Here is a 25034-nt window from a genome sequence, read left to right on the forward strand (position 1 = left end):
CATGAATCTCACAAAATTGGCCAAGAATCTAGGCTCAAAAACTTCAAAAACTCAAAAACCACACAGTGATTCTTTCATCTTGATTGTTTTCAAGATAGAAGTCACTGTGTGGTTTGATTTTGAGGCTAGTTTTTGCCCGGCCTCGAGGAGGTTGTTGTAACTGTTCATGTAATTTCTAATCACTATTTACTTCAAAGCAAAAGTATCCATAAGGTAAATCTTCGTCTTTCAAATCACAGAGTTCATATAACCACTTCATCATTTGAGGAATGCCTCGTTCCATCAAGAACTGTTTGTAGGTCAAAATAGCACTTCTAAAACTGTCAATATCGCCATATTGAACCAAGAAGTTACTTCTCTTTAAATCTTCATCAGTGACATAATTGTCTAAAAGATTATATTCCGCACCTGGCCAGCCCCAGAATTTATTTTCTAGCCAAAATTTCTCAGCTTCTTCATCCGAAACATTGTCTCGACACTCGATATAGAATCCTCCAAAATCAAATTCTTCTTGCCAACCATTGGTCTGTGCATTTTTATAAAACGGGATGATACTTATATACCTCGGCAATTCATCTTGTATAAGTAATTCATCAAGTAAGTTGAACAAAGAAAGCAAGGTAGGATAAAAACGATATTTTCCCTCATAATACACTGTATGTTTATAAACAATCTGATTAATTGATCCTTCTTTTTTTACAATCATAGTTCTCCTCCATAACTAATTTAGCCATTCCAAATCATTCAAGTCTGCGATTTGGATAACTTTTTTTGTAACATCATCAACAGCGACATAATGAATGTCATTTACATAGTAATTTGTTACTGTGTTACCTGTAGCTTTATTGATAGAAGTGCTTGTCTTTGTCGGATTATTAATTGTATCAGCAATTTTTTGATTCGTCCACCCTCTTTGTGCTGGCTGATTCTTATAGTTAGGTAACTTGAATTTGTCACTAAAAACAATATCATCAGCTTTGACTAGTTTTTTATTCTTGTCAATCGCATTAATGGGGCGACTGACATCTCCAACCTTATCCGCCGCCTTCCATCGACCATCAGCCTGTTTGATAAAGGTAGAGGCTGTTTTCAGTGTTCGTCCTGTGTCAAAAGCAACCTCTCCGCCTTTTGCAACCCAAGTGCCGACCGTTGCTCCCTTGGTGGATTTTGCAGCGGTAACAGCCGCATGGCTCGACTTGATGGTGCTGGTTGTGCGATTGATCGTTCCTACCGCTTTAGTGACATCATGAGCGGTATCCGCACCTTTTAAGAGCTTGCTCCCTGGAACAACACTAGCAGCCAACCAACCTGCCGCTGCGAGGCGGTTGGCCTTGTCTCCGGTGACGGGGTCTTTTCCAGCAATGACACGGTAAGCATCGTTTACGCCAAGGTATTCTAGGGCAAGTTGCTCCCCTACTTTAAGGGTGGAATCAATGCTATGTTTGTTATTAGCTTTGACATCTGGTTTCCCATGTTTGTAGTAAGACGAAGACACAATGGTCCCTATACCAGCGGCGCTGAAGTCTATCTGGTAGGTGTTGAGGGTTTGCCCCTTGACACCTGTTGGTGTACTAGAGATGAGTTCGCGAGTTGGTAGGTTTTTAGGGTCTTTGGCTTGCTTGATGAGCTTAGGGATAGCTGAAGTGTTTCCAGACGAGATGTCCCGAATGGTTTTGGACCCGTCTGTTTGACTGGTTGAAGGCTTCTTAGTGATTGAAGAACTCGGCCGCCTTACAGGCTTCGGAGTCGGTTTAGCAGCTGGTTTAGTTGCCGGAGTCGGATTGGACGCCGTAAAGGTCGGACTGCTCACTGGTGGGGTGTAGACCGGAGCTGCTGGACGTGCTTGTGCTGGTGGCGCATAAGGTAGCTTGATAGGAGTTGGTTGGGGGCTAGGTTTGGGTGCGGTCGGCTTTTTGCCAACGCCCCATCTTTCCACTTGAACCTTTTGGTAAAAGCTCGTCCCTGTCTGGACGAAGACTTCTTCAAGATTCCTCACCTCATCGTCTGCGCTTTTGTAGAAATAGTCCCTGAAGAACTTGTCCCGTTGTAGGGTTTGATAGAAGTAAGCCTTGAGCTTGCGATCTTCTACACTGGCCCGTTGATAGAAGACTTCTGGTAGGTCCAGCGCATCTTCGCTGGCAAAGTAGGTCTTGAGCAAGCTGTCGCTGGTCAGGTTCTTGTAAAAATACTCCTTTAAGCGCTCATCGCTCTCCAGCTTGGTGTAGAAATAGCGCTCCAGCTCAGCCAAGGTTTCGGGTTTCCCCGACAAAATCCAGTCAATCTCGTCCTGAAGAACGGTCGGCTCTGGTGCGAGGGCGTCCTCCCACTCGGCTGTTTCGACAGGGTTGCTAGGGTCTTCTTACTCGATCCAGTCTGTTGAGAAGTGAGGTAATAGATCCTCTGTTTCCTGTGCTTGAGTCTCCATGATATCTGTGTTAGCACTTGACTCAGTATCTGGTCGGCTCTCGCTATCTGAAGCGGATAGTGATTCTTTTTCGGTCGCTGGAGCCTTGTCGGTTGTCTGAGGATTATTTCCCGAAGAAAGATCTCTGCCCACAGGTGTCTCTATCTCTGCGTCTTTGGTAGTCCATTCGTCCTTGGTTGTAGAGGCGAGATTAGACGAGTTATCTTGGGCTACTGCTTGGTCAGAGAGCTGCGAGGCTCAGTCAATTTGAACTTCTGTTGGCTCCACAACACTTTTTTCAGAATGGCTGATTTTCTTGTCCTTAGCACTGACACTGGATGACAACTTTTCCCCCGTTATGGCATGGTCTAGCACAGGAGGGCTGGTCTCCTGGGCTTTTACGGGGGCAACTTGTCCCAGCAGGGCCAAGATTGGCAACAAAAGCATGAAACATTTCCCCTTGTTCATAGGCTTTTCCTTATTAATTGTTAGTCCTCAAACGCCTTTGAAGATTAAATGAACTATACTAAAAAGTTTTGAGATAAGCAAGTGATTGAACAAGATTATTCTCGTTTTTGAGTAAAAACCGATGGTTACCCTTGACAAACTTCGATGACAGTTGTAAACTATCTATAGTGATTACATTTGTCATCGAAAGGAGGAGCTATGGAAAAAGAAGTCATGTCTAAGGCAGAGTGGCAGGTCATGCGGGTGCTCTGGGCCAATCCTGGTGCAACAAGCTCAGCGGTGATTGCGCATCTGAGTTCAGCCTTTAATTGGCAGGGGGTGACGGTCAAGACCCTCCTGCGTAGGCTCAGGGACAAGGGTCTGCTGACAGCGGAAAAAGAGACTGGCAAGTACCGCTATAGGGCCTTGGTTAGCGAGCAGGATAAACTGGTGCAGGAGATTAAGACGCTCCAATCTAGCGTTTGCACGACCAAGCAGGTGGACCTGCTTAAGGTTTTGCTGGAATTAGGAGAGTTCAGCCGAGCAGACTTAGAAGAAGTCAGCCGATTGGCTCTGGCCAAGAGGGAACAGGCGCCAGATCGAGTGATTTGTCAGTGCATAGCAGGCCAATGTACCTGCGGTCAACATGGAGGAGGATGTCATGATGCAAGAGAGATATAAGGTTAATGGCATGAGTTGTGCTTCCTGCGCAGCTAGGGTAGAGCGAACGGTTAGTCAATTGGCCGATGTGGCCAGCGCCCAGGTCAATTTTGCGACGGAGTATTTGACCGTCGAAAGCCATCAAGCGGATTTTGACTGGCAGACTGTCGTAGATGCGGTCGCTGAGGCTGGTTATGAAGCCATTCCTAAGACAAAGAATCAGCGCCAAGCCTATCAAGCGGATCAAGGTTATCAGGAGAAACAGAGCAAGGCTTTGAAAAGCAAGACGATTTGGGCTATCGCCTTCGCTCTGCCCTTGCTCTATCTCTCGATGGGGAGTATGCTGGGCTTGCCAGTTCCAAACCAACTATCCCCAGATCAGGCTCCCATGGCTTTTGCGTTAGTGCAATTAGCTCTAACCATGCCTGTCATGTGGCTTGGACGCGATTTTTACCAGAGAGGCTTTCGTAATCTCCTCAAGGCCCACCCAAACATGGATAGCCTGATCGCTGTGGGGACTGGTGCGGCCTTTCTCTATGGGCTTTATGCTGTTTGGGCTATTGGCCAGGGGGAGAATCATTTTGCGCACCATCTCTATTTTGAGTCGGTAGGAGTGATTATCAGCTTGATTTTACTGGGAAAATTTTTGGAGCTGAGGGCCAAACGCCAGACCTCTCAGGCCATTGAGCGCCTAATGGACTTGTCTCCTAAGACAGCGACGGTGGTGCGTCGTGGACAGGCGGTCGAGATTGATACAGAGGATATTCGGTTGGGCGATGTGGTACGGGTCAAGCCTGGTGGCATCATCCCTGTGGATGGACGGGTGCTCGTGGGCGAAACGGCTGTGGATGAGTCCATGATTACGGGCGAGAGCATGCCAGTCAATAAGGCTGTAGGCGACACGGTAATCAGCGCGACCATCAATCAGCATGGCAGCATTGACTACGAAGCAACCAAGGTAGGGGAGGATACGACTCTCTCCAAAATCATTCAACTGGTCGAAGAAGCACAGGGGTCTAAGGCACCGATTGCAGCCTTGGCCGATAAGATTTCGCTTTATTTTGTTCCAGTGGTTATCGGTTTGGCGCTTCTAGCCAGTGTCTTCTGGTTTTTTGTTAAAGACGGGGACCTCAGTTTTGCTCTTCAAATCTTTGTGGCTGTCTTAGTCATCGCTTGTCCATGTGCGCTGGGCCTAGCAACGCCTACGGCCATCATGGTCGGGACCGGTAAGGGAGCGGAGCATGGGGTTCTGGTCAAGTCAGGTCAGGCCTTAGAGACAGCTCATCATGTGGATACCATCGTCTTAGACAAGACAGGAACCATTACAGAAGGCAAGCCCCAAGTAACAGATGTGCTTGCTATGGCACCATGGCAGGAAAGGGATATCTTAGCGCTAGCAGCTGCCTGCGAAGCCGGTTCAGAACATCCTGTGGCACGTGCGATTTTAAGCCACGCGGCAACTCTTTGGCAGGAAAAGGCAGAGCAGCCCCCTTTAACCGTGACAGATTTCCAGGCCATCCCAGGCAAGGGTATTGTCGGCCGCTACCATCAAGCTCCGGTAGCTTTTGGCAATGAAAAGCTTATGACCGAGCAAGCTGTAGCTATCGATGGTCTCAGCCAGATAGCGCAAAGTCTGGCCGAGGCAGGTAAGACACCGATTTACCTGGCTCTTGACCAGCAGGTGATTGGCCTGATTGCTGTCGCAGATCAAATCAAAGAAACCAGCCGAGCCGCTATCGCTGAAATGCAAGCCATGGGGCTGGAGGTGGTCATGTTGACAGGGGATCACGAGGCGACTGCTCAAGCTATCGCTAAAGAAGTCGGGATTGCCCAAGTATTCAGCCAAGTCTTGCCCAAGGATAAGGCACAGATTGTCAAAGACTTGCAGGCTTCTGGTCGCCAGGTCGCCATGGTCGGCGATGGGATCAACGATGCGCCTGCTCTGGTACAGGCCAATCTCGGCTTGGCTATCGGTTCGGGAACGGATGTTGCGATAGAGTCGGCAGACATGGTGCTGATGCGGGCCAACCTTCAAGACGTCTTGACAGCCCTCAAGTTGAGTCGGGTGACCTTAAGAACCATCAAAGAGAATCTTTTCTGGGCCTTTGCCTACAACTTGCTGGGGATTCCAGTAGCTATGGGCCTCCTCTACCTTTTCGGTGGTCCGCTGCTGGATCCTATGCTAGCCGGGCTTGCCATGAGTCTGAGTTCTGTCTCTGTCTTGGCCAATGCCCTCCGACTGAAGAGACGGAAACTGTAACCACTGCCTTAGCGGTCTGACTCTTAAACTAGAGATGAGGCTCTTGAGGTCTTTAATCAATTTTTGTTCCATTCCAGCGGGCACCAGATTTATTTTGGCGGTTATCCAGCAATCCAACTTTTCTGATCTTTTGCTGAAAAGTGGGGAAGAGTTGACAAAGGCTCCTTGCCTTGGTAAACTAGCTGACAAGACAAGGCGTTTGGTGTGACAGGTTAAGATGACTGGTTGGATGAACAATTTAGCGAGGTATTTTTAATGGTGGAGAAACAGGCTCAGTACCACAGACGATCAATCGGCGATTATGACCTCCTTGTCCATGAGGACTTGCGTTTGGCTAAGCAGGTTGGTGAACGGCAGGCTTGGCTGGTCTTCTCCCGAGATGGCCAGGCCCTTCATGCCTGTTTGTCCTACGACGCTGAGGCTCAGGCCTTGCAGATTGACCCCCGTTGGCAGGTCGGATTGACCTTCAAGGACAACTTGGTCTCTATTTATCCAGATTATGACCAGGAGCAGAGTCCTTTCGAGGACGATGGAACAGATCTTCCATATTCAAAAGCCCATTTTACTTATCGATTGGAGTAAGCTATGACAGAAAAAAACTATCATCAGATGGCGTTTTACGGAAAAAACATCTTTATAGACGAATCCTTTGGTTTTCACGTGGATGAAGAAGCAAAGACCTTGCTGGTTATTGAGAAGAACTACACAGACTTCAATGCCGTTCTGATCTATCAAGAAGAAGACCAGAGCATCAAGATTTTGCCACGTTGGCAGAGTCATTTCTTGCTCAAGGGAGATGCGATTTACATTTCTCGCGAGGGGCATGGCAATGGCTGAGCAGGCGAGCAAGCAAACCATTACGATTGGGGATTGGCAGGTCACTTTTCCGCAGGACATCACCATCTTTAGGGAGCAAGAGGAGTGGTTGGTCTTTACGGAACTCGTCAGGGTTCTTCATGCCAAGCTAACCTATGATACTAAGAATCAGGGCTTGTCCGTTCAGATCCTGACGAATGAATTTGCTTTTGTACTGGAAAATAGAACCCTTGGGATTGAACGACAAAATCCTCGTGGAAGCTTATTTAACTGTTAGAAGAGGTTGGGAATGACCACCTCTTTTTTGTTAAAAAGTTTGAACCATAGAACTTTTTTGATAAAAAAATCACAAAATAATTGAATTCGGTTCCAAAAAGTATTATAATAAATTTGAAAATGAAAACCATTCCAAAAGGAGGAAAGAAAATGAAAGCAGTAGTTGTAAATCCAGAAGGGACCTATGTGGAAGTTGCGGAGCACGCCATTCGTGCCCTAGAAGCAGGTGAAGCCCTTGTAGACATTGAGTATTGTGGGGTCTGCCATACAGACTTGCACGTAGCTCAAGGAGACTTTGGCAAGGTGCCTGGACGTGTTCTTGGTCACGAAGGGATTGGTGTTGTCCGCGAAGTAGCTCCAGATGTGACCAGCCTCAAGCCTGGCGACCGCGTATCTGTTGCCTGGTTCTTTGAAGGCTGTGGTCACTGCGAATACTGTACAACCGGTAATGAAACCCTTTGCCGTACCGTTAAAAACGCAGGTTACTCTGTTGACGGAGGCATGGCAGAGCAGTGTATCGTAACAGCTGACTATGCCGTTAAGGTGCCAGAGGGGCTTGATCCTGCTCAGGCAAGCTCCATCACTTGTGCTGGGGTAACCACTTACAAGGCCATCAAATGCGCTAAACCAACACCAGGCCAATGGGTAGCCATCTACGGAGCAGGTGGTCTTGGAAACTTAGCCATTCAATACGCTAAAAATGTCTTCAACTGCCACGTGGTAGCCATTGACATTAACCAAGACAAGTTAGACTTGGCTCTTGAAAGTGGAGCAGACTTTGTCGTTAACGGTCGTGAAGTAGAAGATGTTGCTGGCCTTATCCAAGAAAAGACTGGTGGTGTTCATATTGCAGTTGTTACCGCAGTTTCTAAGGTAGCCTTCAACCAAGCCATTGACTCTGTTCGTGCAGCTGGTAAGGTTGTCGCTGTCGGCTTACCATCAGAAACCATGGATGTTCCAATCGTCAAGACTGTCCTTGATGGCATCGAAATCATTGGTTCTTTGGTTGGTACCCGTAAGGATTTGGAAGAAGCCTTCCAATTTGGAGCAGAAGGTAAGGTTGTTCCAGTTGTTGAAAAACGCCCAGTAGAAGATGCTGTTGCGGTCTTTGATGAAATGGCTGCAGGCACGATCCAAGGTCGTATGGTATTGGACTTCACCCACTCACACTAATTTAAAATGTCAAAACCCGAGCAAGCAGTAAAAGGCTTGTTCGGGTTTTGTCTGTTCACTTTATTGGCACTAGTGGTTCTCTGCAAGGGAAAGAATCTACTTGGGAATGTGGTCTGGTCGTTTAAGGAATAAATAGTCAAAAAGCGATTGATTACGACTGGTATTGGATCAAGTCAGACCTTGATTGGGTGTAGGTATTCTTGCTTCAGGGATGAGTTGCGTTTAGGGGAAAATAGTAAAGACATGAAGGGGTATTTGAACATCTCTAAATACTGAAAAATTAATTAATTTAGTCTACAAGGATTTTTATCAATCTTGCATATATTTATTGATTGCACTAAATAAAGTTGGTATAATAAATAAAAATAGTAATTTCAAAGAAATTTAGATTTATCTAGGAGATTTATCATGAGAAAATCCTTAAAACATATACCTATTCTACTGATTTCGGCTAGTTTAGGTATCGCGGTACCGATGTTGTCTACAGACTTTCCAGTCAATAAAGTTTATGCTGAGGAAATCAGTGTTGCTGGAGAGCAAGAACAACGTCAAGAAGCAATAAGAGAAGTGCAAAATAAGCGAGATGAGGTTTTAGATAAGCTTCGGCAGCTGACTGGAAATGAAGAAGCGAAGTCTATCCTTGATCAGCGGTTTTATTGGTTGGCAGACTTGAATAATGATTCGGAGTTGGTGGCTCATTTGAATAAACGATTGAAACAGTTAGATACAGAATTGTTTAAGATAAGCCTACTTGAAGAAGTTTATAATCGCCTGAAAGCTTACAATGAACAAACTCAATCGGAACAGCGTTTCAATTTTTTAGACCTTTATCGGGGAGTACCTTACATTGAACAAGAACTGCCACGTTATTCTTTTGCAGAAGTAGGCATGTTGGACACAGAATTACTAGCTCAATTGAATTGGTTGGCTGTTCTTAACGATGAGACAAGCCTTATTCGTTATCAGCATAGTATCTTATCTCGTTTGACGACATTAGAGGCGTCCATTGAAGAGTTTAAGCCCGTTCGTGACAAGTATAATGAACTTATTCGTTATTTCAACAATCAACCTGAGGAGGTCCGCAAGCAACAGTATCATGACTTTATGGCAGATGCTGTACAGAAGTTAAGCTACACCGTAAGCTATAAAACGTCGTTTAGTCCAGCACATGCTGAGTCGGGCTATATTGGGGAACAAGCTGAAGTTTTAAATCGTCTCAATCGTTTGGAACATCGCATTAAAGGGCAGCTCCTCACTTCAGACCAACTTCAGCGGATTCAAGCTGAATTAGATCAGAAAAAAGCTGACAGTATAACTAAATTGCAAACACTCCCTCATATTAATTTTAAAGGGAAGCCTGAACTACTGGATGTGAACGATTACCGTTATACCACAGTGGGTTCTAGTAATGCTCAGCATTTGCCAGAAGAGATTACCGCAGAAGAGGCTGAAGCTTTTAAAGCTAATAAATTAGAGAATTGGGATAAGTTGCTATATCAAATGACGCTGATGAGTGATAGATTGGAAGCACTTAATCAATTAAATGACCGCTACCAATTAGGACATGAATATGACTTTACCTTTGTGACAGAAGTTCATGCATTCGAAGCTAAACCAGTGAGTCCAATGCCTAGTCGAGTATTGACGACAGATGAGTTTATTGCTGAACACATTTCAGTGAGTAAGCACTATCTTAGGGATATTGAGAAAGGTATTCATCTGATTGGTTATGAACCGTTCACGGATGAGTCTTACCTGAATCAGTTGGCAAACCTCGCTGATCAGAAACTGGCGTTTTGGACGAAAAAACTTGAGACTGAACAAGAATTGGTGACAATTTATAATAAAATTATAGATAAAATTAATCAACTCCCTAAAGAGCAACGTCACAAAGTTTGGTTGGAATTGATTTATCCCAAAAAACATCGTATTACCTACTTGGTTGATGCCATTGCTTTGGAATCGGTGACGGATGAGGCAAGTCTGACAGTTGAACGTTCAGAGATTTTAGAACTTTTGACGATATTTGAGTCTAGACTGGATGGTTTATTGAACAAATCAGAGCAACAACCTCATCAGACAACGCCTTCAGAAGATACAGAGACTGCTTCTAGCAAACAAACGAGTCCAAAACCTCAGAATTCCTCTGGAACAAATACTGTTAATCAGGGGAATTCTCAGAGTAATCAGGGGTTGACGTCATCACCAACTCGTGCAGAGAGCAGGAGAACCTCGGCGATCATTTCCACCGATTCAGCAAATTTAAGGACCAATTTAAATCAGCAAGCATCCTCAGGTTCGACGAATCTTGGCTTCATAAATCCTCGAAAGGGAGATATATCAGATGATAGACAGTATTCTTCGCAGTTATCTCCGAGGGAAATCTCAATTTCTTCTAGTCAGACAGAAGGTGGACAGTCAGCCCAGTCAGTTTTGTCTGACGCTAAAGTTAGTAACAAGAAAAAAACTCTACTTCCTAAAACCAGTGAAGACAAGAGTTGCTTGATTTTTGCCGGTATAGCCCTGCTCGTAGTTAGCCTTGGTCTGATAAAGCCCTCTTATCGACTATAGTATAGGATAATTTGCTAAACGATTGCTGTACTTGCCCTCAAAAATTGGATAATTTACTTAGTTAAAGGATTTAGTTCTGTATTGGGCAGGACTAAGTCCTTTTAGTCTTGTTCGGTTTTTGTCTGTTTATTTTATTGATAGAGATTCTCCAAAACCTCTTGAAACCATTTTCAAAAAATGTTAGAATTGAAAAAGAGACAAGAAATCGCTTCCAAAGATTGTGAAAATAAAAACTTTTGAAAAAGGAGGTGACCAAATAGAAAGGGGGAGTAAGGAGGAGAAAAAACCTCAAAAAAAGATTGTGAAACATGTTGAAAACTATTTACATTTTTTTGGAAATGTAGTACAATAATATTGTGAACAAATTAACAAACTCATAAAAAGGAGTCTATACATGAGTGATAAAGCAAAAAAAGTTGCTGTAGAAGATGTGAATCAAGCGATTGATACCTTGGTTCAAAAAGGGCTAGTTGCCTTGGACGAAATGCGCAAGCTCAATCAAGAGCAAGTGGACTATATTGTTGCGAAAGCTTCTGTAGCTGCCCTTGATGCCCATGGTGAATTAGCCATGCACGCCTATGAGGAAACAGGGCGCGGTGTTTTCGAAGATAAAGCAACTAAAAACCTCTTTGCCTGTGAGCACGTGGTGAACAACATGCGTCACCAAAAAACAGTGGGGATTATCGAAGAAGATGATGTTAAGGGTTTGACCTTGATTGCTGAACCTGTCGGAGTTATTTGTGGTATCACACCAACAACAAACCCTACTTCAACAGCGATTTTTAAGGCTTTGATTTCCCTTAAAACACGTAATCCAATCATCTTTGCTTTCCACCCATCGGCTCAAAAATCGTCAGCGCATGCTGCTCAAATCGTTCGTGACGCTGCCATTGCTGCCGGTGCTCCTGAAAACTGTGTGCAGTGGATTGAAACCCCATCTCTTGAGGCAACTAACGCCTTGATGAATCACCCAGGGATTGCCACTATTTTGGCAACTGGTGGTAATGCTATGGTTAAGGCGGCCTATTCTTGCGGTAAACCAGCTCTCGGTGTAGGTGCGGGTAACGTTCCAGCTTATGTTGAAAAATCAGCTAACATCCGTCAAGCGGCACATGACATCGTGATGTCTAAATCCTTTGATAATGGGATGGTGTGTGCGTCTGAGCAAGCAGTCATTATCGATAATGAGATTTATGATGAGTTTGTCACAGAATTCAAGTCTTACCACACTTACTTCGTCAACAAGAAGGAAAAAGCCCTTCTTGAAGAATTCTGTTTCGGTGCTAAAGCCAACAGCAAAAACTGTGCCGGTGCGAAACTCAATCCAGATATCGTTGGGAAGCCAGCAGCATGGATTGCGGAGCAGGCAGGTTTCTCTGTACCAGAAGGGACCAACATCCTTGCTGCAGAATGTAAAGAAGTTGGTGAAAACGAGCCATTGACACGTGAGAAATTATCGCCTGTTATCGCTGTTTTAAGAGCTGAAACACGTGAAGACGGTCTTGAAAAAGCGCGTCAAATGGTTGAATTCCATGGTCTTGGACACTCAGCTGCCATCCATACAAAAGACGAAGACCTCGCCAAAGAATTTGGTGGCATCGTGCGCGCTATCCGTGTTATTTGGAACTCTCCTTCTACCTTCGGTGGTATCGGTGACGTTTACAATGCCTTCTTACCTTCATTGACTCTGGGTTGTGGTTCATACGGCAGCAACTCAGTATCTGGTAACGTTAGTGCTGTAAATCTCTTGAACATCAAAAAAGTAGGAAGACGTAGAAATAATATGCAATGGTTTAAAGTTCCTTCAAAAACATATTTCGAGCGTGATTCGATCGAATACTTGCAAAAATGTCGTGACGTTGAACGCGTTATGATTGTGACTGACAAAGCCATGGTTGAACTTGGATTCTTGGATCGTATCTTGGAGCAACTTCATCTTCGTCGTAACAAGGTAACTTACCAAATCTTTGCTGAAGTGGAACCAGATCCAGATATCACCACCGTTTATAAAGGTACTGAGCTCATGCGTACCTTCAAACCTGACACAATTATTGCTCTTGGTGGTGGTTCTCCGATGGATGCAGCTAAGGTTATGTGGCTCTTCTACGAACAACCAGAAGTGGACTTCCATGACCTTGTTCAAAAATTCATGGATATCCGTAAACGTGCCTTCAAGTTCCCAGAACTCGGTAAGAAAACGAAGTTTATTGCCATCCCAACAACATCTGGTACTGGTTCTGAAGTGACCCCATTTGCGGTTATCTCAGATAAAGAAAACAACCGTAAGTATCCAATCGCTGACTACTCATTGACCCCAACCGTTGCTATTGTTGACCCAGCACTTGTCATGACCGTGCCTGGCTTCATCGCGGCAGATACTGGTATGGACGTCTTGACCCATGCGACAGAAGCTTATGTGTCTCAAATGGCTAATGACTTTACAGACGGTTTGGCTCTTCAAGCCATCAAGATTGTCTTTGAATACTTGGAGCGCTCTGTGAAAGAAGCGGACTTTGAGTCTCGTGAGAAAATGCATAATGCATCCACTATGGCTGGTATGGCCTTTGCCAATGCCTTCCTCGGTATTTCTCACTCCATGGCGCATAAGATCGGTGCTCGCTTCCACACGGTTCACGGCCGTACCAACGCCATTCTCTTGCCATACGTTATCCGCTACAATGGTACACGTCCTGCCAAGACTGCGACATGGCCTAAGTACAACTACTACCGTGCGGATGAGAAGTATCAAGATATTGCAAAATTGCTCGGACTTCCAGCATCAACACCAGAAGAAGCTGTGGAATCTTATGCTAAAGCGGTCTATGACCTTGGTTGCCGCCTCGGTATCGAGATGAACCTTAAGGCTCAAGGTGTGGATGAGGACGAACTGAAGAAATATTCTCGTGAATTGGCACTTCTTGCCTACGAGGACCAATGTTCTCCAGCCAACCCACGCTTGCCAATGGTTGACCATATGCAAGAAATCATCGAAGATGCTTACTACGGTTATGGTGAGCGTCCAGGCCGTCGCAAATAATACGTGACTCCAACCTAGCTAGAGAAATCTGGCTAGGTTTTCTTGGTGTGTGTAGGCCAAAAAATTGTTAGAAAGACAAGGTTGCTTGCAGCAAAGAAATTGCTCAAGGTTTATGAAACCATAAAAACCCTAGCGCTTGACTGTTGAAACAGCAACGCTAGAGTTTGGCTTAAAACTTGTCTGGCATTTGTTGTGTAGCTTCCATAGAAGCGATAGTCCTACTCGGAAGTTTAGATCATTTAGGGCAAAGGAAAGAGTTTAAGAGTGATGAAAGCTACGAGGACCACAATAGTTGCACTGATCAGGGCAAACATTAGGACAATGAGAGGTTTCTGATAAGGAGCCTTGGCTTTCTCTTCTCGTTTCTGGAGAGAGTCTAGCAGATGACCGTTAGAAACAGCCAGGATCTCCTTATAGGTTTGGACATCGTACTTATTTTTAAAACGCTCAATGCGGTTGGCAAAATAGATAGTTGGAAGGAACTGTAGGACGAGGATTAAGACTCCCCACCATTCTAAAAAATAGACAAGAGGAAAACCAGTGAGCATCATGCTAAGCATGCCAATTAGCATGAAGTAGGTATCTTTATCGAACTGCTTCGGTTCAGAGTGTTGAACGATGGTTTTCATTTCTTCAAGATCTCCTTTGATTAAGTCATCAAGGCTCACCTGAAAGATCTGACTGAGTAGGATTAGGCTTTGCACATCGGGATAGGTATGATTATTTTCCCAGTTGGAAATAGTCTGCCTTGTCACGTAAATCTGTTCAGCCAAATCTTCTTGGGAGAGCTTAGCAATTTTACGGTAATGGACTAGGTGTTGTCCGAGTTTCATGAGGCCTCCTTTCTGTTTCCAGTATAACGAATAGGACTAAAATCGGTCTATCAAATGTCTTTGACATTTGACAATTAGCTATATCAGATTATATCATAGCTTGACAGTTCCTTGACAACCTTGTCAAGGAACTGGTTGAGACTAATAAGAAAAGGGAAAAATTCCTTTTCTTACTAGTTTAAATCCCCTATTTTTTATGATAAAATAAGACAACACTGATCTTTTGAAAACCCATCTGTGGTTGAACTCAGAGAGCTGTTTGAACAGATAATAGATGTACTAGAGGAAAGGAATGCCAATGAAACTTCAAAAACCCAAAGGAACCCAAGATATTTTGCCAGGTCAGTCTGAACGTTGGCAATATGTCGAAACAGTGGCGCGTGAGACGTTTGCCAGCTACAATTATGCAGAGATCCGGACACCGCTTTTTGAGCATTACGAGGTTTTTGCCCGTTCGGTTGGCGATACGACTGATATCGTGACCAAGGAAATGTACGACTTTTACGACAAAGGCGACCGACACATCACCTTACGCCCAGAAGGCACCGCGGCGGTGGTTCGCTCTTACGTGGAGAACAAGCTCTTTGCACCAGAAGTGCCAAAGCCAGTCAAGGTCTATTACATGGGATCTATGTTCCGCTATGAACGCCCTCAGGCAGGACGTTTGCGTGAATTTCATCAGTTTGGGGTGGAGTGCTTTGGCTCCAGCAATCCTGCGACGGATGTAGAGACCATAGCCATGGCCTATCAATTTTTTAACCAGCTGGGAATCAAAGATGTGGTCCTCCACCTCAATACGCTAGGAACACCGGCCAGCCGTGCCAAGTACCGTCAGGCCTTGATTGATTACCTAACCCCTCTGAAGGACCAACTGTCCAAGGACAGCCAGCGCCGCTTGGAGGAAAATCCGCTGCGGGTTCTTGATAGCAAGGAAAAAGAAGACAAGGTGGCAGTGGAAAATGCGCCGTCCATCTTGGACTACTTGGACGAGGAGAGTCAGGCACATTTTGATGCGGTGCGTGAGATGTTGGAAGCTCTTGAGATTCCTTATGTCATCGACACCAACATGGTTCGTGGTTTGGATTACTACAACCACACGATTTTTGAGTTTATCACCAAGGTGAACGACAGCGAGCTGACCATTTGTGCTGGTGGCCGCTATGACGGTTTGGTGGCGCAGCTGGGGGGGCCAGAAACCCCAGGTTTTGGGTTTGGTCTCGGTCAGGAGCGCCTGCTCATGATTTTGGAGGCCCAAGGCTTGGAATTGCCGATAGAGCCAGCTTTGGACCTCTATGTCGCTGTTCTGGGGGATGTGGTCAATACGGCTGCGCTGGAAATCGTGCAGGCGATTCGCCGACAAGGCTTTAAGGTTGAGCGAGATGTCCTAGGACGCAAGCTCAAGTCACAGTTTAAATCGGCAGATCAGTTTGCAGCAAAAACCATCCTGACGCTAGGGGAAAGTGAGCTGGAAGCAGGTCAAGTCACTGTCAAAAATAACCAAACGCGTGCAGAAGTCACCGTCAGCTTAGAAGCCCTCAAAACCAATTTCGTAGCAGTTTTAGAAGAGTTGGGGTAGAAGATAAAGAATAGAAATCGGTAACCCATGAAAAAATCAACTTTCATAAGCTTACTCATCTTCTTAGGTTTCTTGGCTATTACTGTAGCTATTTTTAAACTCAGCCCATCTCAATCGTTTAAGGTTGAGAAAGAAGCGGCTATCTATCTGGTTAAAAATAAGGGCGTGGTCGCCTATAAGCTGTCTCCTGAAGGCTTATCCGAATTGTCTCATAGTCCTGTGACCGTTGCGAAGGAATGGGTCCGGGATATGGTGCAGCGAGCAGAGTTGGATCACCGCTACTTGATTTTTTCAGATGAAGACCACCCCAAGGATATGAATAGTGCTTTGGCGTCTCTGGATTTTGAGACAGGAGAGGTCAGGCGGCAAAAATCTGACAAAATCGCCTACACCTCATCTGGACGAACCGGACGGTATTACTATACCTCAGAAGCAAGCACTGAGGACATGCGTTTGACCGCTTTTGACGGTGAATTGAACGAACGGTTCACGCATACCTTGAAAGAGTCTGTGATGGGTGGTAATTTCTGGTCCATGGAGGATAAAATCTATCTTTCTGGTGCGAAAGCTTATGAGGGAGACTACGAAGACTTTCTGATGGTTTTTCAAGAAGGGAACGAGGGACTGACTCTGATTAAGGAGGACTTGCTCCATTATGATACAGACAAGCGTTATATGTTTGGGAATAGCTTTGTCATTGACGGGAAATTCTACAGTCCAGTCATCGCTTTCCACAACCGTCAAAACAAAGAAAAGTGGTGGACAAATCTGCTGATGCAACTAGATCTAGAAACGGGAGAAAAGAACTTCTTTGAACTTCCGCAACTGGCTCCCTATGCGTTATTTTACATTGGAAATGACTACTTGGCCTTCTCCCATGAGTATGGTACGGTCGGTGGCTAGTCTCCGCGAGGAGGACACTTACGTCCAAACCGTTAAATGTTGGAAAGACGACAAGGTTCTCATTCTAGTTGGCCAGTCCTTGCTGGCCTATGATTTGGTTACAGAGCAAGTCCTGTTTCAAGAACAGGTTATCGCTGATGGTGAATACGGCATTGAAATCTGGGTCAATGAGAGCTAATGGTTGACTTAAAGATTTTGATAGAATGTCATTAGAAATTTCTCTAAACGGACAACTCAAACCTAAAAATCACACTGTTTTACCTGGGTTTTAAACCAAGGTAAGGCAGTGTGATTTTCATTTGGAGTCACAACTTTTCTCAGGAAGAGTTATGGACTAATTTGGTTTTGGCAAGGCACCTACAATCTGATGTGGCTTGTAAGGTTCGTCTAAGTAAGCCATCTCTTCTGGGGTCAGGCTGACAGCAAAAGCGCCCATAAAGTCATCCAAATAGGCTTCTTTAGTGACACCGACAATAGGGGAATGAATCCCTTTTTGCCAGAGCCAAGCTAGGGCAACTTGACTGCGGGTGATGCCATGCCGCTCTGCTAGGGTAGCTACGCGTTCCACAATTGCCCGATCATCGTCTTCGGTGCTATCGTATTTGGCTTTAGCGACAGCATCGGTTTTACTACGAGCGGTATCTGCTGTCCAGTCACGAACCACACGGCCAGCTGCTAATGGGCTATAAGGGACCAAGGCGACCCCTGAATCTTGGCAAAATGGCATCATCTCCCGCTCATCCTCACGGTAGAGGAGATTGTAGTGATTTTGCATAACAGAAAATTTAGTCCAGCCATTTTTCTCCGCCACATACTGGGCTTTTTGGAACTGCCAAGCGTACATAGCTGACGCTCCCAAGTAATGAACTTTACCAGCTGCAACCAAATCATGAAGCGCAGCCATGGTCTCTTCAATCGGGGTATGGTAGTCCCACCGGTGAATGTAGAGCAGATCAATATAATCTGTACCCAAGCGTTTTAGGCTTGCTTCGACTTGGTGGAAAATAGCCTTACGTGACAGGCCTGTTGTATTGCGGCCATCGTCTTGTCCATCGCCAAAGAACAGTTTGGTCGCAATGACGACCTGCTCGCGTTTGGCAAAATCTCTCAAGGCCCGTCCCAAGTATTCCTCACTGGTCCCACCAGCATAGACGTTCGCCGTGTCAAAAAAGTTAATGCCTAGGTCCAAAGCCTTCTTGATCAGTTGACGACTCTGCTCTTCATCTAGGAGCCAGCCCGAATGAAACCCTTTGGCAGTATCTCCAAAGCTCATGCAACCAAGGCAGAGCTTTGAAACTTCTAAGCCTGTCTGACCTAATCTTGTATATTCCATAATAACCTACTTTCTATTTTTGTTTTTTAGCAATAGCAGAGCGACACTCCCTAGTGCCAGGAGGCATAAAAAGACACCTTCGACTAAGTAAATCGCTTTCACCTCTTTTAAGTATAACACATTTTGAAGGATTTTAATGCTGACAGGGGCAAAGGCGGAACCAATGTTAAAGCCCATCAATAGGAGGGCCGTCCGACGTTCGCCACTGCCATCTGAGACCTGATTGGCTAGATTCATCAAATAGGGAATAAAACTTCTAAAAGAGAGGCCAATCGTGATATTGCAAAGCATCACCAAAGCAAGGCTTTTAGTCAAGCCTAAGCTCAGTAAAGACAGTCCCATGCCTGCTAAAGCTAATGGCAGGAGCCAATGTTTGAATAGGAGGACCGCCTTTCCAAAGAGTAACCCAGCTGACATGGCTCCTAATCCCATAAGAGCTAGCGCCAGACTGGCGTCCTTAGCGGATCCAAAACCACCTTCTAAAAGCAGGGCCGTTAGTTTGACGGAGACGCTCATGTAAACGGTAATCAGAATCATCAGGAGGACAATGAACCCCCAAAAGGTTCGATCAATTTTCACCTTTGCCACTTGATTAGACTGCTCTGCTATTTTTCTTCCATTGATCTGAGGAACAAAGAGACTAAAGAGCAGCAAGACGGGTAAGATGATAAGGTAAACCCAAAGCGTCTGGCGCCATCCGCCTGCAATCAGAGAGGCCACTAAGAGCGAGGTCAAGATGCCACCAATCCCCTCAAAGGCTGACTGGAAACCAATCATGCTGGATAGTTCGTTCCCTTTATAAAGGCTGGATGAAAAGCTAAAGAGCAGAGGATTAAACAAACCAATACCGATGCCAAAGCTCACTCGGCTGATGAAGAGCCAGATAAAAGAACTTGTGACCATAGGAGCAAAGCCACTAACCAGGGTTATCGCCAATCCTAACTGGACCGTTTGTTTGTAACCCAGTTTTTCTGCCAAGCGTGGACTAAAGGAAACCGTCAACATGGTAAAGAGGGCAGGTAGAGTAGATAAAAGCTCTACTAGGGTACTGTTGATCTTACTGTATTCCTGGGTAATTTCAGGTAAAGAAGGTAAGAGTACGCCGGAAGAGAGCACGATCACAGAAACCAATAAAAGAGAGAGTTTTTGAAGTCTGGCAGTCATAATTTACATTCCTTTTTGAGATTCCATAGAGAATAGAACCATCCGCTGATGGATGCAGGCGAGAGAAAGTTTGGACTCTGTTGGAGGAGGGATAGCTCCATAGAGCTACTTGTGTCCTGAGGAAGTCTGGCTAGTGACTCTTTCCTGCTTTTTTTCTGTTATTTGACCTTTAGATAGCTTTTCTCAATCTAAGTCTTCACCATTACTTTTGATGACTTTCTGGTACCAGTAGAAGGATTTTTTAGGGGTTCGTTTAAGGCTTCCACGTCCTTCATCATCTCGGTCAACATAGATAAAGCCGTAGCGTTTGCTCATCTGGCCAGTTGATGCTGCTGTGATATCCAAAATTCCCCAGGTAGTATAGCCCATAAGCTCAACGCCATCAATCTCGACCGCATCTTTAAAAGCTTTGATGTGTTGGCGTGTATAGTCAATACGGTAATCATCAACTACATAACCATTCTCGTCTGGTTCGTCCTTAGCTCCAAGGCCATTTTCCACGATGAAGAGTGGCTTTTGATAGCGATTGTAGAGCATGTTAAGTGAACTTCGCAAGCCAATTGGGTCAATCTGCCATCCCCATTCTGTAGAGTTTAGATGAGGGTTTTTGATGGACTTGAATAAGTTTCCCGTTGTTGTGGCATAATCGTCTTCAAAGGCTGAGACTGTCCTTGAAGAATAGTAGGAAAAGGATACAAAATCAACGGGATTTTCTCTCAAATCCACCAAATCTTGCTCAGTCATCTGGATACGAAGTCCTTCACGCTCTATTTTTTTGAGAGCATAGCGGGGATAATAACCACGGGCTTGCACATCAATGAAGAAGTATTCCCCATTGTCACGATGGATGGCTTCTAAATAATCTTCTGGTCGACAGGTATAGGGATAATGGCTACCTCCGGCTAACATACACCCCACCTTATTTTCTGGGTCAATAAGGTGTGCTGCCTTAGTCGCAAGAGCTGATGCCACCAGCTGATAATGGGCTGCTTGGTAGGTTATTTCTGCTGTATTGTCGCCTTCAGAAAAGACAAGACCTCCTCCGACAAAGGGTTGGTGCAAGAGGATATTGATCTCATTGATGGTCAACCAATACTTGACCAACCCTTGATAACGTTCAAAGACAGTTTTGGCATAGTTAACATAGGCGTCTACCATGCGCCGGTCTCGCCATGCGCCGTATTTCTGGATGAGGGCAAGTGGAACGTCAAAGTGCGCCAAGGTCACCAGAGGCTCGATGCCACATGCCTTGAGTTTTTTAAAAATTGTTTCATAGAAGGCTAGTCCTTCTTCATTTGGCACGTCATCATCACCATTTGGGAAGATCCGTGTCCAAGAAATGGACATGCGGTACACTTTGAGGCCTATTTCCGCCAAGAGGTCGATATCATCCAAATAATGGGTGTACATATCAATTCCCTCTTCAGACGGGTAAAAATAAGTCTGTCGGCGTTCCAAATTGGACAGTTTCCCCTTGGCGATAGCCATACGATCTTCGCCCAAAGGCAATAAATCGATGTTATTGAGTCCGCGACCACCTGATCTCATGCCTCCTTCAGCTTGATTGGCAGCTGTCGCTCCGCCCCATAAAAAGTTATCTGGCAAATGTATTTTTTGAAGGCTCATAGAGAATTCTCCTTTCCTGATGTTCCGTTGTTTAGTGGCATTAAACCTGTGCAGTCAAGATTTCCTGGCCAGCTGCCGTAGCTCCCTGTGTCAAAAGCGAAATCTCTGTATAGTTAGTTGTGTTAGTGATAACGATGGGAATTTGTAAATGATAGCCTGCAGCCTTAATTTTATCTGCTTCAAAGCTGAGCAATTTTTGTCCAATCTGCACACGGTCCCCTTCTTGGACATAGGTTTCAAAAAACTGCCCATCTAGTTCAACGGTATTCAGGCCGACATGGATAAGCAATTCAAGTCCGGTGTCTGACAAGAGGCCGATAGCATGCTTTGTAGGAAAGACGGTGACGACTTGACCAGTAAAGGGAGCCACCACCAGTTCTTCGCTCGGCTCAACGGCAAAACCTTTGCCCAAGGCCTCAGAAGCAAACACTGGATCAACAACGGCTGACAAAGGCAGGATATGACCTGCAATCGGATTAGCTATGACTTCATCTGTGATGACAATGGTTTTCTCAGCAGGTGCCTTGGTGGCAGATTCCAGTGTTTCAAATTTTAGGGATAGGAAGTAAGTCAAAAGCGCTGTTGAAACAATTGTAATAACCATAGCTATAAGAATATTCCAGAAAAATCCCATGGTATTATCCCCAATATAGAGAACAACAGCGGGTAATCCAGATGATCCGGTCGCAAATCGACGGACTTGCATGAGACCGGCGTAAAGTCCTCCAAGTCCACCACCAACCATGGCAGCGTAGAGTGGGTATTTTTTAGGAAGGCTAATACCATAAAGAATAGGCTCGGTTATCCCCATATAGCCAGTGATAGCCCCTGAGGTTGCAATTTGTTTGGTTCGTTTATCCTTTGCCCGAATAGCCACAACGGCTGCCGCTGTCGCTTGGGCCATGTTAGACAACAAGGCTCCTGGACCAAAGATGGAGTCGTAGCCAACTTGAGCCATCTGCATAATCCCAAGCGGAGCGATTCCATTATGAATTCCAAACATCACCATTACTGGGAGAAGAGAGCCAATAAGGACAGCTGGTACCCAACTAGCATTGGCGGAGAGATAAGTAAAGATCGACGCTAATCCACTTCCTATAATAGCTCCGATAGGATCTAGTACAGAAAAGGCGAGTGTTCCCATTACCAAGAAGGTTAAAAGAGGGACAAATACAAGTTCAATGGATTTTGGAATAATCTTATTCAAAAACCTTTCCACATAAGATTGGACAAAGACCACCAAGATTGCTGGGATGACCGATGACGTGTATGTCGCTAATTTGAACGGGATCACCCCAAAGAAGTGGATGGGTTCACCAGCTGTGACGAAATTCGTCCAGTTGGGATGAAGCATCATGGCAACCACACCAACAGCTAATATGGGATTTGTTTTTAATTTTTGAGCGGAAGTGAAGGCCAAAATGAGGGGCAGGTAGTAGAAGACCCCATCAGCAAAGGTATTAAGCATGGTATAGGTTGGGCTAGTATTGTCAATTGCTTTAAATACCACAAGCAGGGCGAGCACCGCCTTGACCATCCCTGCTCCAGATAAGGCAGGAATAACAGGCTGAAAGGCAGCAGCAATAAAATCGATGACTTGCTGAGTAAGTGATGCTTTCTCTGTTTCCTGGCTCATTTCTGGAGAAAGTGCTATTAGTGGGATCACTTCTTCATAGACATCTTTAACGTGGGTTCCGATGACAACCTGATGTACACCTGCATTGACTAAATACATGGTTACCCCGTCCAGTTTTTCAATCTTTTCTTTTTGTACCAAACCTGCATCTTTTAGTTTAAAGCGCAAGCGTGTTTGACAATGGTAGACATCCGCAACATTGTCTTGACCACCAAGATAGGTCACAATCCATTGAGCAAGTTCAGTGTATCTTTCTGACATAAGAGCACTCCTTAGTTATTTTCCCTCTTATTATAGCCCCCTAACTAGACAAAATCATCACTTTTCGGTAAACTTGGTATGCGGTTTCATTTTTGGGGACCTAACCGTGGTAAATCTGAAACCAATTGAAACGGGGGAACTGTATGCTAGACAAGATTAAAGAATTAGCTGCCAATAGCCGATCTTCCAAGGGAGCTATTGCGGCCTACCTGATTGAACACCTCAAGGACATTGAGCACCAATCATTGGAAGAATTGGCCCAGGTCACCTACACCTCTAAGGCTAGTTTGGTGAGGTTTGCCCAAGGTCTGGGTTACAAGGGATGGACAGATTTTTTGCCTGATTTGATTGCGGAGCGCTATTATTCAGCGACTCATTATTCTGATGTGGACCACAGTCTGCCTTTCAGCCAAGACGATAGCAGCTCTGCCATTATTCAAAAAATCGCCACGATTCAAAAAGAGAGCCTGCAAGATACCGCAGACAGACTGGTTCCCGAAGATTTAGAACAGGCGGCAACTTGGCTGGCCAAGGCAAGACGAGTAGTCATTTTTGGGCTAAGCCCCAATGAGTATATCGGCCAACTCTTCAGACGGAAACTGCTGACGCTGGGCAAGGCCATTGAGGTTGCCCATGTGGGGGAATTTGGTTTGACGACAGCTTCTATGACCAAGGATGATTTGGCTATTTTGATTTCCTATTCGGGCAGTTCAGAGAGCATAGAGACGCTGCGCTTCATCCCACACCTCAAGGAAAAAGCCGTTCCTATTATCGGACTCACCAGTGAACAGGGTCAGATCTTGCGAGAGGCAGCTGACCTCAGCTTTACAATCTGCACGCGAGAAGATAAGTTCCGAAAAATTGGTAATTTTTCCACCGAAGAATCCATTCTCTTCATTCTCAACAGTCTCTATGCCGTCTACTTTAAACAAGACTATTTCTCCAACTATGTTCACAAAACTCTGCTTTCTAGGCAGTTGGAGGACAAGCGTTAGAGAGATCAGCGGATCATCAAAAAAGGCCAGCAGTCTTCAACCAGGAAGAACTGCGACCCTTTGTTATTTTCTGGTTAGGGGAAACGGTTGGCCAGCGGCTAAAACTTGGATGCGTTCTGGATTGACGACCTTATCCATCAACTCTTGTGGATCCATGTTAAAGGTGTTCATATTTGGGGCATCGACTGTTCCCCAATGCTGGCAAATCAGGTCTGCTTGAGGGTAGGTATTGGCCAGACGGACGGCATTAAGAAAACCAATATGCCAGAAATTGTCCGACCAATCAAAGAAAATAGCATCGGGTGCTGGCATCTCGTACTGTTCAGGCAGGGCTTTGGAATCGCTAGGAACGTAAATCGTCCCGTCAGGTGTTGTGATGTAAAAGCCACAAAGGTCTTCAACGGCATAAGTCCGACCGTACTTGGGATTGTCGCTCTTCCAGTTGTGCCAGGCTCTGGTCACTTCGATCGTTACATCAGCAATCGTAAATTGGTCACCGATGGCATGTCCTGTCGCTGGCAAGTCTTCCTGTTCAATCAGTCCAGCAACAAAGTGCGGTGCATGATACTGATCTACTCGACCACGGGTCAACTGGCGAAAACTCTTGCTAAAATGATCGTTGTCATCATGGGTGATCAGAACCGCATCCAGATGAGGGATTTTCTCCGATGTGATGGGCATTTCGATCAAAAGAGGCATATCAAAATCCTCAACTACAGGATCAATCATGAGATTAGTCCCTCGGCTGTTGATGTGAAGGCCAGAATTTCCCAGCCATCGCAAAACAGTTCCTTGGATTGGGTCAAAGGCTTCTGCACCGTAAGCTTGGGTTTTGGGTGGGGTGGCTTGTTTGGTCATGTTAGTCTCCTTTAATACGAAAGCTTTTCTTTCAGTTTATAGTAAATGGCCTTAGAAAGCAAGTCTTTGCTCAAAATCTGAAACCAGATTTCAAGATAGCGCAGCCAAATGAAACAAGTATGAAATGTCATGAACAATGAGAGCTCAGTTTTGATCTTGTTCATTCTAAGGCTTGCCTTGCCATAACTAGATTTTTATTGCCCTG

22 protein-coding genes are annotated in these 25034 nt (G+C 45.2%); 12 read left to right on the plus strand and 10 right to left on the minus strand.

Annotation, left to right across the window (positions count from 1 at the left end):
* Positions 1-175: 175 nt before the first annotated feature.
* From ABID29_RS08100 to ABID29_RS08115, 4 genes are all read right to left on the minus strand, one after another.
* The gene (locus ABID29_RS08100) at positions 176-706 is read right to left on the minus strand and encodes a hypothetical protein (protein WP_354365655.1); all 531 of its coding nucleotides are present in this window, start codon (positions 704-706) and stop codon (positions 176-178) included.
* Positions 707-721: 15 nt separating this feature from the next.
* Positions 722-2269, minus strand: coding sequence for a colicin E5-related ribonuclease (locus ABID29_RS08105; RefSeq protein WP_354365656.1), 1548 nt, complete (start codon positions 2267-2269; stop codon positions 722-724).
* Between the two features lie 90 nt (positions 2270-2359).
* Positions 2360-2557, minus strand: coding sequence for a hypothetical protein (locus ABID29_RS08110; protein ID WP_354365657.1), 198 nt, complete (start codon positions 2555-2557; stop codon positions 2360-2362).
* 105 nt (positions 2558-2662) lie between these two features.
* Positions 2663-2872 carry a hypothetical protein gene (locus ABID29_RS08115; protein ID WP_354365658.1) on the minus strand — a complete coding sequence of 70 codons (210 nt, stop codon included), beginning with the start codon at positions 2870-2872 and terminating at the stop codon, positions 2663-2665.
* Between the two features lie 198 nt (positions 2873-3070).
* On the opposite strand from ABID29_RS08115, the gene ABID29_RS08120 reads away from it, so the two are divergent.
* From ABID29_RS08120 to adhE, 8 genes are all read left to right on the plus strand, one after another.
* Positions 3071-3532, plus strand: a complete 462-nt coding sequence (locus ABID29_RS08120; protein ID WP_354365659.1) for a BlaI/MecI/CopY family transcriptional regulator — start codon at positions 3071-3073, stop codon at positions 3530-3532.
* Entirely contained in the window at positions 3516-5771 is a 2256-nt protein-coding gene (locus ABID29_RS08125) for a heavy metal translocating P-type ATPase (protein WP_435533161.1), read from the plus strand. Before ABID29_RS08120 ends, ABID29_RS08125 begins: the two co-directional genes overlap by 17 nt.
* 255 nt (positions 5772-6026) lie before the next feature.
* Complete coding sequence (locus ABID29_RS08130; RefSeq protein ID WP_354365661.1) at positions 6027-6353, plus strand: hypothetical protein; 327 nt, start codon at positions 6027-6029, stop codon at positions 6351-6353.
* Between the two features lie 3 nt (positions 6354-6356).
* Positions 6357-6608 (plus strand): hypothetical protein, encoded by a 252-nt coding sequence (locus ABID29_RS08135; RefSeq protein ID WP_354365662.1) that lies wholly within the window; start codon positions 6357-6359, stop codon positions 6606-6608.
* The gene (locus ABID29_RS08140) at positions 6568-6864 is read left to right on the plus strand and encodes a hypothetical protein (RefSeq protein ID WP_354365663.1); all 297 of its coding nucleotides are present in this window, start codon (positions 6568-6570) and stop codon (positions 6862-6864) included. The genes ABID29_RS08135 and ABID29_RS08140 overlap by 41 nt, the downstream gene beginning before the upstream one ends.
* 149 nt (positions 6865-7013) lie before the next feature.
* Entirely contained in the window at positions 7014-8036 is a 1023-nt protein-coding gene (gene adhP, locus ABID29_RS08145) for an alcohol dehydrogenase AdhP (protein WP_168548942.1), read from the plus strand.
* Positions 8037-8444: 408 nt separating this feature from the next.
* The gene (locus ABID29_RS08150; RefSeq protein ID WP_354365664.1) at positions 8445-10607 is read left to right on the plus strand and encodes a hypothetical protein; all 2163 of its coding nucleotides are present in this window, start codon (positions 8445-8447) and stop codon (positions 10605-10607) included.
* Positions 10608-11001: 394 nt separating this feature from the next.
* Positions 11002-13644: a bifunctional acetaldehyde-CoA/alcohol dehydrogenase gene (gene adhE, locus ABID29_RS08155; RefSeq protein WP_354365665.1), complete on the plus strand. Its 2643-nt coding sequence runs from the start codon at positions 11002-11004 to the stop codon at positions 13642-13644.
* A gap of 239 nt (positions 13645-13883) precedes the next feature.
* On the opposite strand, the gene ABID29_RS08160 is transcribed toward adhE, so the two are convergent.
* The gene (locus ABID29_RS08160; RefSeq protein WP_354365666.1) at positions 13884-14477 is read right to left on the minus strand and encodes a helix-turn-helix domain-containing protein; all 594 of its coding nucleotides are present in this window, start codon (positions 14475-14477) and stop codon (positions 13884-13886) included.
* A 298-nt stretch (positions 14478-14775) separates the two neighbouring features.
* Between ABID29_RS08160 and hisS the strand changes: the two genes are divergently transcribed.
* The 3 genes from hisS to ABID29_RS08175 are packed head-to-tail and all read left to right on the plus strand — an operon-like array spanning position 14776 to position 17134.
* Complete coding sequence (hisS, locus tag ABID29_RS08165) at positions 14776-16053, plus strand: histidine--tRNA ligase (RefSeq protein ID WP_354365667.1); 1278 nt, start codon at positions 14776-14778, stop codon at positions 16051-16053.
* Between the two features lie 27 nt (positions 16054-16080).
* Positions 16081-16956 (plus strand): hypothetical protein, encoded by an 876-nt coding sequence (locus tag ABID29_RS08170; protein WP_354365668.1) that lies wholly within the window; start codon positions 16081-16083, stop codon positions 16954-16956.
* A complete protein-coding gene (locus ABID29_RS08175) occupies positions 16931-17134 on the plus strand; it encodes a hypothetical protein (protein WP_354365669.1) in 204 nt (67 codons plus the stop codon). The genes ABID29_RS08170 and ABID29_RS08175 overlap by 26 nt, the downstream gene beginning before the upstream one ends.
* 156 nt (positions 17135-17290) lie before the next feature.
* On the opposite strand, the gene ABID29_RS08180 is transcribed toward ABID29_RS08175, so the two are convergent.
* The 4 genes from ABID29_RS08180 to ABID29_RS08195 form a co-directional block, all read right to left on the minus strand.
* Complete coding sequence (locus ABID29_RS08180; protein ID WP_354365670.1) at positions 17291-18289, minus strand: aldo/keto reductase; 999 nt, start codon at positions 18287-18289, stop codon at positions 17291-17293.
* A gap of 6 nt (positions 18290-18295) precedes the next feature.
* Positions 18296-19453 carry an MFS transporter gene (locus ABID29_RS08185; protein ID WP_354365671.1) on the minus strand — a complete coding sequence of 386 codons (1158 nt, stop codon included), beginning with the start codon at positions 19451-19453 and terminating at the stop codon, positions 18296-18298.
* Positions 19454-19636: 183 nt separating this feature from the next.
* On the minus strand, positions 19637-21064 hold the full coding sequence (locus tag ABID29_RS08190; protein ID WP_354365703.1) for a 6-phospho-beta-glucosidase: 1428 nt from the start codon (positions 21062-21064) through the stop codon (positions 19637-19639).
* Between the two features lie 55 nt (positions 21065-21119).
* Positions 21120-22976, minus strand: a complete 1857-nt coding sequence (locus tag ABID29_RS08195) for a beta-glucoside-specific PTS transporter subunit IIABC (RefSeq protein ID WP_354365672.1) — start codon at positions 22974-22976, stop codon at positions 21120-21122.
* A gap of 143 nt (positions 22977-23119) precedes the next feature.
* Here ABID29_RS08195 and ABID29_RS08200 point away from each other — a divergent pair, with 143 nt between their 5' ends.
* Positions 23120-23971 (plus strand): MurR/RpiR family transcriptional regulator, encoded by an 852-nt coding sequence (locus ABID29_RS08200; protein ID WP_354365673.1) that lies wholly within the window; start codon positions 23120-23122, stop codon positions 23969-23971.
* Between the two features lie 63 nt (positions 23972-24034).
* On the opposite strand, the gene ABID29_RS08205 is transcribed toward ABID29_RS08200, so the two are convergent.
* Positions 24035-24829 carry an MBL fold metallo-hydrolase gene (locus ABID29_RS08205; RefSeq protein ID WP_354365674.1) on the minus strand — a complete coding sequence of 265 codons (795 nt, stop codon included), beginning with the start codon at positions 24827-24829 and terminating at the stop codon, positions 24035-24037.
* Positions 24830-25034: the final 205 nt, after the last annotated feature.

The organism is Streptococcus rupicaprae, assembly GCF_040545225.1.
In the GTDB taxonomy this organism is placed as follows: Bacteria; Bacillota; Bacilli; order Lactobacillales; family Streptococcaceae; genus Streptococcus; species Streptococcus rupicaprae.